The sequence below is a fragment of the Achromobacter sp. ACM04 genome, assembly GCF_014851465.1.
GTDB classification, from domain to species: domain Bacteria; phylum Pseudomonadota; class Gammaproteobacteria; order Burkholderiales; family Burkholderiaceae_B; genus Achromobacter; species Achromobacter aegrifaciens.
The window spans coordinates 1,070,905-1,087,158 of sequence record NZ_JACUZS010000002.1; the positions used below are offsets into that span (position 1 = coordinate 1,070,905).

At 59.8% G+C, this 16,254-nt stretch carries 11 protein-coding genes and 1 tRNA gene; 11 read left to right on the top strand and 1 reads right to left on the bottom strand.

The window, feature by feature from the left end; all coding sequences use genetic code 11:
- Positions 1-116: 116 nt before the first annotated feature.
- From IB259_RS15720 to IB259_RS15770, 11 genes are all read left to right on the top strand, one after another.
- On the top strand, positions 117-1,505 hold the full coding sequence (locus IB259_RS15720; RefSeq protein WP_054459298.1) for a uracil-xanthine permease family protein: 1,389 nt from the start codon (positions 117-119) through the stop codon (positions 1,503-1,505).
- 169 nt (positions 1,506-1,674) lie between these two features.
- Positions 1,675-1,759 (top strand) — tRNA-Leu (locus tag IB259_RS15725).
- Positions 1,760-1,893: 134 nt separating this feature from the next.
- Positions 1,894-3,021: a site-specific integrase gene (locus tag IB259_RS15730; protein WP_192329511.1), complete on the top strand. Its 1,128-nt coding sequence runs from the start codon at positions 1,894-1,896 to the stop codon at positions 3,019-3,021.
- 61 nt (positions 3,022-3,082) lie between these two features.
- Positions 3,083-3,709 carry a hypothetical protein gene (locus IB259_RS15735; protein ID WP_192329512.1) on the top strand — a complete coding sequence of 209 codons (627 nt, stop codon included), beginning with the start codon at positions 3,083-3,085 and terminating at the stop codon, positions 3,707-3,709.
- 433 nt (positions 3,710-4,142) lie between these two features.
- Complete coding sequence (locus IB259_RS15740) at positions 4,143-4,466, top strand: MarR family transcriptional regulator (RefSeq protein ID WP_192329514.1); 324 nt, start codon at positions 4,143-4,145, stop codon at positions 4,464-4,466.
- Between the two features lie 60 nt (positions 4,467-4,526).
- Positions 4,527-6,956: an EcoAI/FtnUII family type I restriction enzme subunit R gene (hsdR, locus tag IB259_RS15745; RefSeq protein WP_192329516.1), complete on the top strand. Its 2,430-nt coding sequence runs from the start codon at positions 4,527-4,529 to the stop codon at positions 6,954-6,956.
- Between the two features lie 35 nt (positions 6,957-6,991).
- Positions 6,992-8,815, top strand: a complete 1,824-nt coding sequence (locus IB259_RS15750) for an N-6 DNA methylase (protein ID WP_192329518.1) — start codon at positions 6,992-6,994, stop codon at positions 8,813-8,815.
- 103 nt (positions 8,816-8,918) lie between these two features.
- Entirely contained in the window at positions 8,919-10,955 is a 2,037-nt protein-coding gene (locus tag IB259_RS15755) for a restriction endonuclease subunit S (protein WP_192329520.1), read from the top strand.
- Between the two features lie 2 nt (positions 10,956-10,957).
- Positions 10,958-12,760 carry an AAA family ATPase gene (locus IB259_RS15760; protein ID WP_192329522.1) on the top strand — a complete coding sequence of 601 codons (1,803 nt, stop codon included), beginning with the start codon at positions 10,958-10,960 and terminating at the stop codon, positions 12,758-12,760.
- On the top strand, positions 12,757-13,608 hold the full coding sequence (locus tag IB259_RS15765; RefSeq protein WP_192329524.1) for a hypothetical protein: 852 nt from the start codon (positions 12,757-12,759) through the stop codon (positions 13,606-13,608). Before IB259_RS15760 ends, IB259_RS15765 begins: the two co-directional genes overlap by 4 nt.
- A gap of 15 nt (positions 13,609-13,623) precedes the next feature.
- Positions 13,624-14,736, top strand: coding sequence for an endonuclease NucS domain-containing protein (locus IB259_RS15770; protein WP_192329526.1), 1,113 nt, complete (start codon positions 13,624-13,626; stop codon positions 14,734-14,736).
- A gap of 476 nt (positions 14,737-15,212) precedes the next feature.
- Here IB259_RS15770 and IB259_RS15775 read toward each other — a convergent pair whose 3' ends face one another.
- A complete protein-coding gene (locus IB259_RS15775) occupies positions 15,213-15,902 on the bottom strand; it encodes a metallophosphoesterase (protein ID WP_192329528.1) in 690 nt (229 codons plus the stop codon).
- Positions 15,903-16,254: the final 352 nt, after the last annotated feature.

Here is a 16,254-nt window from a genome sequence, read left to right on the forward strand (position 1 = left end):
GAGATCCCGGCCCGCGCCTGCGCCCCCCTCCCGGTCCGTCCCCGGACGGCACGGGGCCTTCCCCGCTAAAATCCCGCACTTTCCTCCCCTACCCATCCCTGGCCGGCCCATCCGCCATGCAACCCGCCTCCCTGACCCAACCCGCCCCCCACGGCTCATCCGACGCCGACCCCAGCCCTGACCTGGTCTACGGCCCCGACGACCGTCCCGCGCCTCCCGTGGCCTTTGTCGCCGCCCTGCAGCACCTGCTGGCCATCCTGGTTCCCATCGTCACCCCCGGCCTGCTGATCTGCCAGGCCCTGGGCGTGAGCACCCGCGACACCACCCTGATCGTGTCCATGTCGCTGGTCATCTCCGGCATCGCCACCTACGTCCAGTGCAAGCGCTTCGGCCCCCTGGGCGCCGGACTGCTGATCGTGCAGGGCACCAGTTTCAACTTCGTCGGCCCGCTGATCGCTGGCGGCTCGGTCATGGTCAAGCAAGGCACCCCGGTCGAAGCCGTCATGGCCGCCATCTTCGGCGTGGTCATCGCCGGCTCCTTCGTTGAAATGGGCATCAGCCGCATCCTGCCCTTCGTCAAGCGCCTGATCACCCCGCTGGTCACCGGCATCGTGGTGCTGCTGATCGGCCTGACGCTGATCAAGGTCGGCCTCATCAGCATGGGCGGCGGCTACAGCGCCATGGGCAACGGCACCTTCGCCAGCGCCGAGAACCTGACGCTGTCCGGCCTGGTCCTGGGCACCATCATCCTGCTGAACCGCGTGCCGGTCGTGTGGGTGCGCAGCACCGCCCTGGTGCTGGCGCTGGCCGTCGGCTACATCGCAGCCGCCTACATGGGCCGCCTGGACTTCACCGGCGCCCGCGAAGCCGCCCTGTTCCAGATCCCCACCCCGCTGCACTTCGGCCTGGGTTTCTCGTGGGCGCTGTTCGTGCCCATGCTGATCATCTACCTGGTCACGTCCCTGGAAGCCATCGGCGACGTCACCGCCACCAGCAAGGTCTCCAAGCAGCCCGTCGAAGGCCCGCTGTGGATGCAGCGCATCAAGGGCGGCGTCCTGGTCAACGGCGCGAATTCGCTCCTGGCCGGGGTCTTCAACACCTTCCCCAGCTCGGTCTTCGCGCAGAACAACGGTGTGATCCAGCTGACCGGCATCGCCAGCCGCCACGTCGGCGTATGGATCGCCGGCATGCTGATCCTGCTGGGCCTGTTCCCGGCCGTGGCCGGCATCCTGCAGGCCGTGCCCGAACCCGTCCTGGGCGGCGCCGCCATGGTCATGTTCGGCGCGGTCGCCGCGTCCGGCATCAACATCCTGGCCGGCATCCACCTGGACCGCCGCGCCCTGCTGATCATCGCCGTGTCCCTGGCCCTGGGCCTGGGCGTGTCGCAAGTGCCGGAAATCCTGTCGCACCTGCCCCATGCCGTGAAGAACGTGCTGGAGTCGGGCGTCGCCACCGGCGGCATCTGCGCGCTGGTGATGAACTGGTTTTTGCCTGAGAAGAAGTAAGGCTGCGAATTCCTCGGAAAGCCCGTCCCGGCCTGCGCCTGTGTGCGGAGGGACTGGCCCCCGTCAGATGGCTGGATCCAGGGCCGCCTGACAATTTTTCCCAGACCGCATATAATCGCCGTCTTCGCTTCTCCCGCGACCGTCATCTGAACGTGTCCGCGACCTCCTAGCCCGGGTGGTGAAATTGGTAGACGCAGGGGACTCAAAATCCCCCGCCGCAAGGCGTGCCGGTTCGATTCCGGCCCCGGGCACCATCTCTAAATCTTCTGCTAATTCAAGCCGTTAGAAGATTTCGCAGTACAAGCCCCGCACCGGGGGATTTTCCTAAAATTGTGGTCAGGTACAGTTTCGGTACAGTGATGCGGCGCTAGCCCCATACGGAGTACTCATGGCTACGATTGTTAAGACTTCCTCGGGCACTTGGAAAGCCCTCATTCGTAAGACCGGCTGGCCGGCCACGGCCAAGACGTTCCGTACCAAGCGCGACGCCGAAGACTGGGCGCGCCGTACCGAAGACGAAATGGTGCGCGGCGTATACATCCAGCGCGCGCCGGCCGAGCGCATGACCGTCGAAGCGGCGCTGACCCGCTATCTCAAGGAAGTCACGCCCACCAAGCGAGCCTCGACCCAAGCCGGCGAACACAAGAAGGCGCAGGTCATCATCCGCCATCTTGGCAAGTACTCGCTGGCCGCCCTGAACGCCGAGATCGTGGCGCAGTTCCGTGACATGCGACTGGCCGGCGACCCGGACAAGAATGGCAAGCTACGGCCTCGCAGTAACAACACCGTACGCTTGGAACTGGCCCTGTTGGGCCACCTGTTCACCGTCGCGATCAAAGAATGGGGCATGGGCCTGCCCTTCAATCCCGTGTCCAACATTCGTCGCCCTGCCCCCGGCTCGGGCCGCAACCGGCGATTGACTCCCGAAGAACAGACCAGGCTGCTGCAAGCCGTCGATAAGCACTCGAACCCGATGTTCGGATGGATCGTCCGCATTGCCGTTCAAACCGGCATGCGGCTGTCCGAGATTGCGACGCTGCGTATTCGGCAAGTGGACATCGAGCGGCGCGTCGTGCGGCTGGAGCACACCAAGAACTCTTCTCCCCGCACCGTTCCTCTGACTGCCGAGGCAACGCGCGTGTTCACCGAGGCCCTTGCCAACCCCGTGCGCCCAGCCGAAACCGAACTGGTGTTCTTCGGCGAACCCGGCCGGGATGGCATACGACGCCCCTACCTGTTCGACAAAGCATGGACCGATGCCAAGCGGGCGGCGGGCCTTGAAGACTTCCGCTTTCACGACCTGCGACACGAGGCTGTCAGCCGGTTCGTGGAAGCCGGCTTGAGCGATCAAGAGGTGTCGGCCATCAGCGGCCACAAGTCGATGCAGATGCTCAAGCGCTATACGCACCTGCGGGCCGAAGACCTGGTGCAGAAGCTGGACCGCCTCGTGCGTCGCGCGCCGTCCACTTCTAAACAACGGAGTGAGACCGACTCCCAAACAGAGAACACCGCATAATCGATCCATCGCGTTGCCATAATGAATAACCGATTGTCTTAACCTACGGAGGAAGCTAGTTTTGCATACCGCTATCAAGATCGTCGCCATCAGCAGCCTTGCTTTTACCCTTGCCGCGTGCGGCAGCGCCAAGGACGCCAACAAGAGCAACTTCAGCAAGGCCATACAGGCATACCTAGATACTCAGAAGGGCCTGTGCGCTGCGATTCCTGCAAAGGGCTTGCCGTTCACCCTGGCGAATCAAGACATGCTGGGCGGCCAGAGCAAGAAGCGCGCCGACGCGCTGGTCGATGCCGGGCTGCTGACGAAGCGAGACACCGAAGTCAAAGCCATGTTTGGCAACAAGATGGAGCCGGCCACCGAGTACCAAGTCACTGACACCGGCAAGAAATTCCTCGTCGCCAATGGTGCCAATACGATGGCTGGACAAGATGCCTTCTGCACCGGCAAGTACACCGTTGTGGAAGTGAGCAACTTCACTGAACCCAGCGACATGATGGGCGTAAAGCTGTCGCAGGTGAACTACCGCTACAAGGTAGAAGGTGCAGATGACTGGGCCAAATCGGAAGGCATGCGTGCCAATTACAAGAATTTTGCGGAACAGACTCAGGGAGATATACAGGGTAAAGCGGCCGTCGTTCTGACCAACGATGGATGGATGCACGAACGCCTGTTCAAGCGCGGATAAACAACCCTGAGTCAGTTCTAAAACGAAAGGCCTTTCACCTATTGAGTGAAGGGCCTTTTCTTTGGCTCTATGCCGATCTGCGGGGTAGATGGGGGTCGCAGAACGACCCATTACGGCGGTTTGGCGAGACAGTTTGATCGGCTGCAATGCAGCGATTGCGGCTCTAGGTAGGCCTAATTCGACTTGCTGGAAGCAGTCGCTCGGAGTCAGGTGTGAACTAGGACCATCGCCGTCCCGCAGCTCGATGCCAGACCGCCTAAGCGCAAGCCGCATCACATCGTGAACAGCAGCGACTGACATGGACTCTTGTCATAAGTCGTGCCGTGCTCGATGCAAGAGAGGTTGCTCACCCAAAATTTATCGATCCGACGTCGGCCATCCGTTAAAAGTTATCTTCGCCTGATATGATTCCGCATCAATTTGGAACTGCTGAATGCGCACAATCATCGGTATCCGTAACAAATACTCGTCTGACGGGAGTGTTCTCACTGAGGGGCCGACCGTGTGGTTCGACACATGGCGGCAGTTAGTTGGCGTCCTCTCGGACGAAAACAGACAGCTCTTAAAGACGATGAGTTTGGCGCAACCGCAGACAGTTGCGGAACTGGCTAAGTTGTCCGGTCGAGCACCAAGCAACCTGTCCAGAACCCTGAAGAACCTGCAAGCCCATGGCCTGGTTCGCTTGCATCGCGTTGAAGGTAGCCGCGCGATTCGACCTGAGGCGATTGCGACGAAGTTCTTGGTGCTTTTGGAGTAAGCCCATGACATGCGAGAACAGTGGCTGCGAAAACCTCGATCTGTCTTACCTGGAGCGCAAGTGAACAAAAGGGAACTGAGCGAACGAGACATTTGCACCAAGTTCGTCACGCCGGCTATTCGGAACGCAGGATGGCAGCAGCACCAATTTCGTGAGGAGGTGAAGCTTACGGATGGCCGCGTCATGGTCCGCGGAAAGTTGGCAGCGCGTGTAGCTAACCCAGACGCCAAAGGCGGACCGAAGCGTGCGGACTTCGTGCTCTATGCGCGTCCCAACATTCCGATTGCGGTTGTTGAAGCCAAGCAGGCCAGGTTCTCCGTCGGCCACGGTATGCAGCAGGCTTTGGCGTATGCGGAGATGCTGGATGCGCCGTTCGCCATTAGCAGCAATGGTGAAGCGTTCCTTCTGCATGACCGCACTGGTTTGACGCAGCCAATCGAACGCGAGGTTCCGCTTTCTGCCTTCCCTTCACCCGATGAGCTTTGGCCGCTGTATCAACAGTGGCGAGGTCTCGTTGAGCCGTCGGCAGTCAAACTTGTGGAACAACCGTTTCACGCCGACGGCGGTGGCCGAGAGCCGCGCTACTACCAACGTGTTGCCATCAACCGCGCCATCGAAGCGATCGCAAAAGGCCAGCAGCGCGTGTTGTTGGTCATGGCCACGGGTACGGGCAAGACCTACACCGCCTTTCAGATCATTTGGCGACTTTGGAAGGCCAAGGCCAAGAAGCGGATCCTCTTCTTGGCAGACAGGAACATCCTGGTGGACCAGACGATGCAGCAGGACTTCGCCCCGTTCGGTGAGGTGATGCACAAGGTAGTCAACCGTAAGGTCAAGAAGAACTACGAGGTGTACCTTGCGTTGTACCAAGCCGTGACCGGGCGCGAAGAATGGAAGCAGATCTACCGGCAGTTCCCTGCTGATTTCTTTGATCTGGTGGTCATTGACGAGTGCCATCGTGGCAGCGCTGCCGACGATTCGGCCTGGCGGGACGTGCTGGACTACTTTAGTACCGCTACGCACCTGGGCCTGACTGCCACCCCGAAGGAGACCAAGGAGGTGAGCAACGTCACCTATTTCGGCGATCCGGTCTACACCTACTCGCTGAAGCAAGGCATCGAGGACGGCTTTCTCGCACCCTACAAGGTCATCCGCATCGCGACCGACGTGGATGCCGTCGGCTACACACCGGAGAAGGGCAAAGTCGACAAGCTGGGCCAGTCCGTCGAGCAGCGACAGTACACCGTCAAGGACTTCGACCGCAATCTGGTGCTCGAGAAACGCACCCGACTGGTGGCGCGTAAAGTTTGGGAGTACCTGACAGCCACCGATCCGATGGCCAAGACCATCGTGTTCTGCGACGACCAAGACCATGCCGAACGCATGCGCCAGGAGTTGGTCAAGATCATTCCGGCTGCCGCCAGCAACCGCCGCTACGTCATGCGCATCACAGGCGATGACAACGAGGGTAAGGCGCAGCTGTCGTACTTCATCGACAACGACGAGCCGTACCCCGTCATCGCGACCACGTCGAAGCTGCTGACCACAGGGGTGGACGCCAAGACCTGCAAGCTAATTGTGCTGGACCAAAACATCAATTCGATGACCGAGTTCAAGCAGATCATCGGCCGCGGTACGCGGCTGCGCGAAGACTACCAGAAGCTGTACTTCACCATCATGGACTTCAAGGGCGCTACGCGCCTGTTCGCCGATCCGGATTTCGACGGTGAGCCCGTGGTGATCTACGAGCCCAAGGACGATGAGCCGGTGGTCCCGCCCGATGCTCCACCCAGTGCTGGCGAGCCCGATCCTCCGCCCCCTTGGCTCGGCAAGTCCGGTGAGGAGCTCACACCACTCGGCGTCGCCACCGGCGGCGGTGGCGAAGGTCGCGTCAAGTACGTCATCGACGACGTGAATGTGCGCATCGCGGTCGAGCGTTCGCAATACCTCGATGCCGACGGCAAGCTGATCACTGAGGACTACCGCGTGTTGCTCAAGGACGACATCAAGAGGGCGCTACAGGCCGAGTTCGGGAGCATGACCGACTTCCTTCGCCGGTGGAACAGCGCCGAACGCAAGCAGGCCGTGCTGGAAGAGCTGGCGAACCATGGCGTCCCGCTGGAGGTCTTACAGCAGGCCGTACCGAATGGCGCCGAGCTGGATGTGTTCGACCTGGTGGCCCATGTCGCGTTCGACCAGAAGCCGCTGACCCGGCGCGAGCGCGCCAACAACGTCAAGAAGCGCGACGTGTTCGGCCGGTATGGTGAACAGGCCCGCGCGGTGCTGGACGCCTTGCTTGACAAGTTCGCTGACCACGGCGTGCAGGACATCGAAGACGCCAAGGTGTTGGAGCTGCCGCCGTTCGACCAATTCGGCAGCAAAACCCAAATCCGCCGCGGCATCTTTGGCGGCGTGGACCAATACACCCAGGCGGTTCAGGCACTTGAACAAGCCCTGTACGACGTAAAATACAACAAGAAGCAGGCCTGACCACTAACGGCAGGCGAATAGAACCACAAACCGACATGAACCTCAGCAGCACCATCAAGTCCATTCAGGACATCATGCGCAAGGACGACGGCGTCGACGGCGACGCTCAGCGCCTGGGCCAGCTCACCTGGATGCTCTTCCTCAAGGTCTTCGACCAGCGCGAGCAAGAGTGGGAAGACGACGCCAAGGCCGAGGGGAAAAAATACAAGTCACCTTTGCCCAGCGAGCTGCGCTGGCGCAACTGGGCGGCGTACGTTACCGACTCCGACGGCAAGAAAAAGCCGCAGATCGCAGCCAGTGAGATCATTGGCTTCGTCAACAATCAGTTGTTCCCCTTGCTTAAAGATCTGAGCATTGCCGCCAATGCAGATGCCAAGTCCAGAGCGCGGTACCAGGTGATCCGCAGCGTCTTTGAAGACGCCAACAACTACATGAAGTCCGGCACCCAGCTGCTCGCCGTGATCGAGAAGCTTGAAGAGGCCATCAATTTTGACGACTTCACCGTCCGCGCCAACCTGGGCGATGTGTACGAGCAGTTGCTCAACGACCTGCGCGGCGCCGGCAACGCGGGTGAGTTCTACACGCCCCGCGCCATCACCCAGTTCATGGCCAACCGCCTGAATCCCAGCCTGGCCAAGCGTGAAACCGTCATGGACCCGGCCTGCGGCACAGGCGGTTTTTTGACTGCGGCCATCGACCACTTCCGCCACCAGATCACCGGCAGATCCGGGGCAGCAGACCAAGCCGCCATCGAAGACCTCATCCGCGGTATTGAAAAGAAGCAGCTCCCCCACCTGCTGTGCACCACCAACATGCTGCTGCACGGCATCGACGTACCCAGCCAGATCGAGCGCAAGAACACCCTGGGGGTGGGCTGGAACGAATGGCGCGTGCACGACAAGGTGGACTGCATCATCACCAACCCACCCTTTGGCGGCTATGAAGACGACGGCGTGGGCAGCGACTACCCGGCCGACCTGCGCACCCGCGAGACGGCCGACATGTTCATGGCCCTCATCGTCAAAAAGCTGCTCAAGGAAAAAGGCCGCGCCGCCGTGGTGCTGCCCGACGGCTTTCTGTTTGGCGACGGCATCAAGGGCACGCTCAAGCGCATGCTGCTGCGCGACTGCCACCTCCACACCATCGTGCGCCTGCCCAAAGGCGTGTTCGCGCCCTACACCACCATCAAGACCAACCTGCTCTTTTTCACCAAGGGCGAGCAGGTGGACGATGGCACCGAGCGTTTCCACACAGACACCATCTGGTTCTACGAACATCCCTACCCACCGGGCTACAAGAGCTACAGCAAGACCAAGCCCATCCGAATTGAGGAGTTCAGACCGCTGCAAGGCTGGTGGGGCAGCGAGGCCAACGGCTTCGCCGACCGGGAAGAAAACGAACGCGCCTGGAAGGTCGACTTCAAGGCCAAGCGAGAGAAGGCCGAGGCCGTCGCCCAGCCCCACTGGACCCGCGCCGAGGCGCTGAACAACCAGGCCAGCGCGGTGGAAGGCCAGATGCGCGCCCTGCGCGAATCCATCAAAGGCGTGACCGATCCGCAGCAGCGCAAGGCGGCCGAAGATGAAATAGAAGCGCTGCGCCCGCAAGCCGAAGGTCTGCGCCTGCAAGCCCGTGACGCCCAGGCCGCTGGCGACCGCATCTACTGGCCCATCTACAACCTCGACGAGAAAAACCCCAAGGCGCCAACAGGTGGAAACGACGATCCTGACGAACTGCTGCTGGAATACAAAAAGCTGCTCGGCCAGATTCAGGAAACTGAGAACAGCCTCAAGACCGAACTGGCCGGCGCGCTAGCGCACCACTTCAACGCCGAGGACGATGCGGAGGAGTCCCAGGCATGAGCGGCGCCCTACCTTCCAAGGAAGAAGTGCTGCAGGCCAAGCTGCACGAAGCTATTGCCCGGCCGCGCTCGCGGCTGGACCACCGCAGCGGGGACGAGGCCTGATGGACGCGCAGAAGTTTCTGGCCGAGTTCGGCCATATGGCAAATGCGCCCGGTGGGATCGAACGTCTTCGTGAGTTGATTTACCAGTTCGCCGTCACCGGGAGGCTGGCCCCCCAACAAACGGAAGAGGGTGATGCTTCACTCGTCTTGGAACGCGTCGCTCAGATCAAACAACAGTTGATTCGCGAGAAGCGCTTCAAACGAACTGCAAAGCTCGAGTCTGAAACCCTTATGGCGCCTGGCATAGCTTTGCCTGAGAGCTGGTGCTGGAGTCGACTGTTGGACTTGGGTGAGATCAATCCGCGTAACGATGCAGAGGAAGATCACGCCGCTACCTTCGTCCCGATGGCCGCTGTGTCTGAAAAACACGGACAACTTCTCGGTGGCGAAGTGACCCGATGGGGCGCGATCAGCAAGGGTTACACACACTTCGCCAACGGTGATGTATTGATCGCAAAGATCACGCCCTGCTTTGAGAACGGTAAAGCGGCCAGGGTGACTGGCCTTCAGCACGGCATTGGCGCTGGCTCCACGGAGTTTCATGTCTTCCGTCCCATCACCGAGGACGTGAATCCGGCCTACGTCTATTTGTTCCTGCGCTCCCCACTGTTCCGCGTCAGAGGCCAGGCCAGCATGACAGGCACAGCTGGGCAGAAACGCTTGACGACGGACTACTTTGCGCTGTGCGCTATGCCCTTGCCGCCCAAAGGCGAGCAAGCACGCATCGTTGCCAAGGTCGATGAACTGATGGCGCTGTGCGATCGGTTGGAGAAGCAGCACCAAGACCGGCGCAAGCTGCAAAACGCGCTGCGCCGGTCCACCCTTCGGGCCCTGGCCAGCGCCGAAAGCCCGCACGAACTGCAAGAGAGCTGGACCCGCCTGCAAGCCCACTTTGGGAGCTTGGTGTTCGAGCCCAGTGACGTCGAAGATGTGGTTGCCGAACTGAAAAATCTGGCTGTCCGTGGGCTTTTGGCAACGGCTTCCTCAGCACCAGTGGACGTGGAGCGAATTAAGTCAGACAGCTCTGTGTTGCGTGCGGAGTACATGACCGCTGGCCTCATGCGACGGCAGAAATTGGTTGACCAAGTTGAGAACGTTGTCAGCTATCCCGAGCATTGGGCGGTCACCGCGTTTGACGAGGTGGCTGTGGTCATCGGGGGCGTGACAAAGGGACGAAATTTCCGTGGGAGGAAGACCTTGGTATGTCCCTACCTCTCAGTTGCCAACGTGCAGCGCGGTTACTTCAAGCTCACGAGTCTTAAGTCGATTGAAATCGCCGAAGACGAGCTGACGAAGTACGTCGTGCATGAAGGCGATCTGCTCATCACCGAAGGCGGTGATTGGGACAAGGTCGGACGTACAGCAATCTGGCGCGGTGGCGTTCAAAACTGCCTTCACCAGAACCATGTATTCAAGGCCCGAGTGTCTAGCGATCACCTCCTGAACGAATGGGTGGAACTGGTCTTCAACTCAGGCGTTGGGCGGGATTACTTTGCGGGCGCCTCCAAGCAAACGACCAACCTCGCGTCGATCAACATGACGCAACTGCGAGGATTTCCCTTGCCGGTTCCACCGCTGGACGAGCAGCGGCGGATTCTCAAAAACCTGGCCGAATTGACTGCCCTGTGCAACACCTGGCGTGATCAGATCGACAAGAAAAGCGCCTTGTCGGCGCTGCTTGCAAGCTCTGTTGTCGCCAGCCTCACAGGCATCAACGTTGAAAAAAATGAGGAAGCCGTGAAAGCACCGAAAACTGAACTGATCGCGCCGCTGCGCTTGGGCACGTTGCCAGACGTCAAGGACCTTGCGCCACTGGCCATCTTGCTGGCTCGAAACCAAGGCGTGATGTCGTCTCGTGACCTGTGGCAACGCTTTGGAGGAGAGATTGACGCCTTTTATGCTCAGCTCAAGACCGAGGTCGCACATGGCTGGATTGAAGACCCGTCTTATGAGTTAGGTAAGAAAGCGCCGCAGGGTCCCAGGACGTATCCCGAAGGGGCGCTGGTCGCCAAGATGAAGATCAAACAGGAGGCTTGAGCATGCAGTTGCGGTACCTGGCGATCCCGAACTTCCGCAACCTGCGTGGCCTGGTCATCGACTTCGCCACCCATCTCGAACCCCGGCCGTGCGCTGACAGCACGACGGCCCCTAAGGCCATCCGCAGCCACGCGCTGATCGGCCAGAACGGCACAGGCAAGTCGAACCTGATCGAGGCGCTGATCACCATCTTCCGCGACATAGACCTGGACCGGGACGCCGCGTTCGACTATACGCTGGAATACGAGATCCGTGGGCACCTGGTGCGCATCCAGGCTGATCTGGGCAAACAGCGCAGACCATTCGTGTGGGTCGATGGCGACCGGGTCAGCCAGGACTACCTAAACAAGAACGATCCGCCCGACAAGACGCCACACGACGAGCGCCGCGGCCCGCGCCTACTGCCCTCGCACGTGTTCGCCTACTACTCGGGGCGCAACGAGCGCATCGAGGCGCTGTTCCAGGACCATCAGAAGCGCTTCAACCGGCTGCAGGACATCACTACCGACGAGGTTTTGCCGGAACAGGTGCTGACCAACTTCAAGGGCACCGAGGCGGACATCCGTACCATCGAAGAGGCCAAGCAGCGGCGCGAGACGAGAATGAAGCAGGTCGGAGACGACCGCCTGCGCCGCCTGTTCTATTGCCGCGGCGGCCACAGCCAGCTGGTGTTGCTGGCCTGCCTGCTGTCGAATGACCTCGTGTTCCAGAAGGTGCTTAAGCACCTGCACATTGAGTCGCTGGAGTCGGCCCTGTTCGTGTTGAAGGAGCCGTACCGGCTGCGCGAGAAACGCCGGAATGGCAAGTTCGACGAGGTCGAGCTGAACGAGGGCGACCCGCGCTTCTGGTTCGCACGCGGCAGCGTAGTGAGCGAGTTTCTGGAATATTTGTGGCAAGTGGCCTGGGCGCCCATCGAGCAGGAATTGACCCAGCAGATCGACTTTCGGGGGCGCACCGAGAAACAGCGCCAGCTCTACCTGTATGTGCCCAACCAGGCCAAGTTGCAGGAGCTGGGCCGCCTGGTTGGCGGCCCCGACAGCTTCTTCCGCTACGCCGAGGGCGCCTATATCGGCGACCTGATCGAAGAAGTGCGCATCACCGTCAAGAAACGCGTGGATGGCAAGGATGGACACGACGGCAAGGTCAGCTTCACCCAGCTTTCAGAAGGCGAGCTGCAGATGCTCACCGTGCTGGGCCTGATGCGCATCACCCGCGAAGACCACTGCCTGTTCCTGCTGGACGAGCCGGACACGCACTTGAACCCGATCTGGAAGTTGCGGTACTTCGACGATATTGAAGGCGTGCTGCACCAGGACGGCGAAGCCTTGATTCAAGGCGCGTCGTGGGTGCTGATCACCACCCACGACCCGATGATGATCGGCAGCCTCAAACGCGAGCAGGTGCACATCCTGCGCCGGAAGGCGGACCACACCGTGGTGGAAATTCCAGACGAACACCCGCAGGGCATGGGTGTGACGGGGCTGCTCAAGAGCGAGCTGTTTGGCCTGTCGTCCACGCTGGACATCGAGACCGAGCGCCGCCTGTTCCGACGCAACGAGCTTTACGTCAAACAACGCCGAACCGCAGAGGAGGATGCTGAGCTGACTCGTCTGTCGGCCGAGCTGTCGGATCTGGGCTTCTCGACGGCGGATTTCAGGGATCCTGACTACGCGCTGTTCGTGCGCAAGATGGCGGAGCACCGCAGATTCAGGAAGCCCACCTTGTCACCGGAGGAACAAGCAGAGCAGAACCGCATTGCCGACGAGATCATCGATGAGATCTTGCGTGAGGAGGGCCGCGCATGATCTTTATCGACCTAGACAACAAGTTGCCAACGGATGCGGATTTGCCTGCGAACGTGCGTTGGACGAAAGCTGATTGGGACGCCTGGCTGGCTGAGTCTGCACGGCTGGTTGGGGAACTTGCCAAGCTCGACGCTGTAGGGAGGATCAAGGAGCGCAACGAGCTAATCGACGAGAACAGCGGCCACTGGAGCAAGCTGAAGCCTTGGTTGTTGGCCCTGTCCGGTGGCAAGTGCTGGTTTACGGAGGCGCGAGACATCGCTTCGCATCTCGATGTTGAACACTTCCGTCCGAAAAAGGCTGCCAGAAATACTCGGGGACCTGTACGTGACGGATATTGGTGGCTTGCTTTCGACTACGTGAACCTCCGTATCGCCGGAACTGTCCCCAATAGAAAAAAGGGGCCCTGGTTTCCTTTGCGCCGTGGCTCGCCGTGCTCGAGCCACACGAAACGCTGCGAGGGCGACGAAGTGCCGCACTTTCTTGATCCGACAAACGCTCATGACGTGACTCTATTAGCCTTCGATGAGGAGGGCAAAGCAGTGCCAGCGCCGGGCGTATCGCGATGGGACTACGTACGGGTGAAGCGAACCGTGGACCGGCTGAAGCTAACCGAGCATCAGGTCTTGGCGGAGGAGCGGAGAAAGGTCTGGCAAAAGACTGCCAAGTTACTCGACAAGTATCAGAAAGCGCTAGAAAACGTGGCGACTTCGGCTGCCGCGCGGCAGGAAGTCAAGGCCACAGCGTGCGAGATCACGTCCCTCACCAAGCCAGAATCCGAACTTTCGGCTGTCGCGAAATGGTGCATCCGCTTTAGCAACAAGCCTGCCCTTCAACGGCTCATTGCTTAAGCCTGCGATCTCACCATGCCTATACAACACGCCATCTGGCGAGTCGGCGAGCAGCCAGCGCAACTAGTTTCTAGCCGATTGGCCAGCGAGCAGCAGCTCGAGGATATGATTGTTCGCGACCCACGCATCCTGTCCAGCGAGTGGATGCTGATCGGCCGTCAAGAGATCACCTCACACGGTGGGCGCGTCGACCTGCTGGCCATTGCCCCGGACGCATCGCTGGTGCTCATTGAGCTCAAGCGCGACCGCACGCCGCGCGAGATCATTGCCCAAGCTCTTGACTACGCCTCGTGGGTTGAACAGCTGACACCGGACCGCGTGGCGCAGATCTTCCAGCGGTACTCGGGCGGTAAGACTCTGGACGTCGCGTTTCAGGAACGCTTCGGCGTGGAGCTCGACGAAGAGACGCTAAACCAGTCTCATCAGATCATCATCGTGGCGGCGGAGCTCGACCCATCCACTGAGCGCATCATCGGCTACTTGAACGCCCGGGACATCGCCATCAACGTTGTCTTCTTCCAGGTCTTCGAGCATGGTGCAGACAAGCTGTTAAGTCGGGCCTGGCTCATCGACCCCGGCGAGACCCAGGCCAACGTGGCATCCACAACCAAGACTAAGGGTGACAAGGAACCGTGGAACGGTGAGTTCTATGTGTCCTTCGGCGATGCCACTTCTCGCAACTGGGAGGATGCTCAACGCTTCGGCTACATCAGCGGTGGCGGTGGCAGCTGGTACAGCCAGACATTGAAGCTCCTGTCGCCAGGGGACCGGGTCTGGGTGAAGATTCCCAAAAAGGGCTATGTTGGGGTCGGAGTTGTACTGGAATCAGTACAGCCAGCCAAGGATTTCAAGGTGCAGACGGAGAGCGGTGAGCAACCTGCTTTGCTTGCGCTCAAGCATTCCGACAAGTACCGCCTCACTGCCAATGATCCGGAGCTTGCTGAGTATTTTGTTCGGGTTCGGTGGCTAGACACAGTTCCCGAGACCAGAGCGGTGAGCGAACTGGGCCTCTTCGGCAATCAGAACACAGTTTGCCAGCCGACTACGCCAAAGTGGCGTCACACGGTCGAGCGGCTCAAAATCGCATTCCCAAGATGGGCGGATCAGCCAAGCGTTTTAAACGCCTGAGCTGCGTTGATTGCACAACGTGAGGCAGTAAGAAATCCCGGCGGCCTCAGCCCACGCTTGACGGAAAACATGAAATGCTCCCCAACGACCAGATTTTTACTTCCTGAATCCCCGAGGAGCTGTTGGCTGGATTTGCCGTCCGCCACTAGCCTTCCGAGAACTAGTCGTTGGTGAACTTCCGCTTTCAGTCTGAAACCGTCGCTCGGAAGAGTGCCATGGCTGACCGCTCCTGGCCGAACTCGGCCGTATGTCTTTCTGGGCGAATCATCCCCGCCTACGCGGCGACCAAGTGGCGCGCAAGATCATCAGGCCTTCGTGCTGACTGCTATTGCGCAATCTCGAAAACGTAAGACGAGAAGCCTTCCCGGAAATCGGCGATGCACCTTTTCTTCGCCCTATCAGATTACTTCTCTGATCTGCCCGTATGTCGGGCCTTTAAAGGCCGCGCCATGTATTTCAGAGGTGGCAGAATGAAATTAGCGTGGCCACGACTTAAGCGTATGCAAGTCCAGCAACGTAAACCTCCCTGCGTCCTGCCATCCACCTGTATCGATGTAGTAAACGTTGCCAAGCTGCGCAGCCTTGCGTAGCGTCATATGTCCATGGACTACCGCACGTACATTGCGGACAGGCTGGGAGTACTGCATTCGATAACGATCTACGGACCATAGGCAGGCATCCTCGTCCTCTGGACTGAAGATAGCGCCGTGAATAGCCTGCCAATCGTCATAGGGGAAGTCGGCGTGAACCATACCGACCACGCCACTCGGCGTTTCCACCTCGATAGCCAGCGGCAAGGCGCTCAAGCTGGCCGCAATGCGTTCACGAACCTCACCAACGCAGGCATCCAACCATCCACCGCCGTGGACGCGATGATCGACGTTCGGAATCGGATCGCCCATCGCCCGTCGCCATGCCATCAGGTCGTGATTCCCACAGATCGAGTGAAACCACGGGCGCTCCAGCCATTTCAGAACATCGGCCGATTCAGGGCCTCGGTCCACAAGGTCCCCTACGGAAAACAATCGGTCCTTTTCTGGCGAGAACTTTGCGGCGGCCAACGCGACCTCAAGCCGACCGAAATGACCATGGATGTCACCCACCGCAAAATCACGGCCGTTGGCATTCAATTGAAAGCGCCGGACTCGGACATTACCGGGCGTCATTCCAAGATTCCATATAGCTCCCTAACGACTTGTCCTGCATACCGGTCATGATACTTGGCTCTCACGGTAGCGTGACACGCAATCCGCTGATCCTAGTGTCATCACTTCGCATGCGAGCCAACAGCGTGAGCACGCTCACATCGTTGGTAATTTTCCACAAAATTTTTCCTTGTCCACCGACGTCTCAAACGTCGAAATCAGAGCGCCTTCCTGATCGCGCCTAACCCCTTGATTTCCAGATTCATTTTGCTTGATAACTTCATCACAAGAAAACCAATGTGCCATATCTTGGCATTTGGCGATGCCTAACCTTGGCTTTCGTTGACACCCTATTTTGGTCTTTAAAATCAAT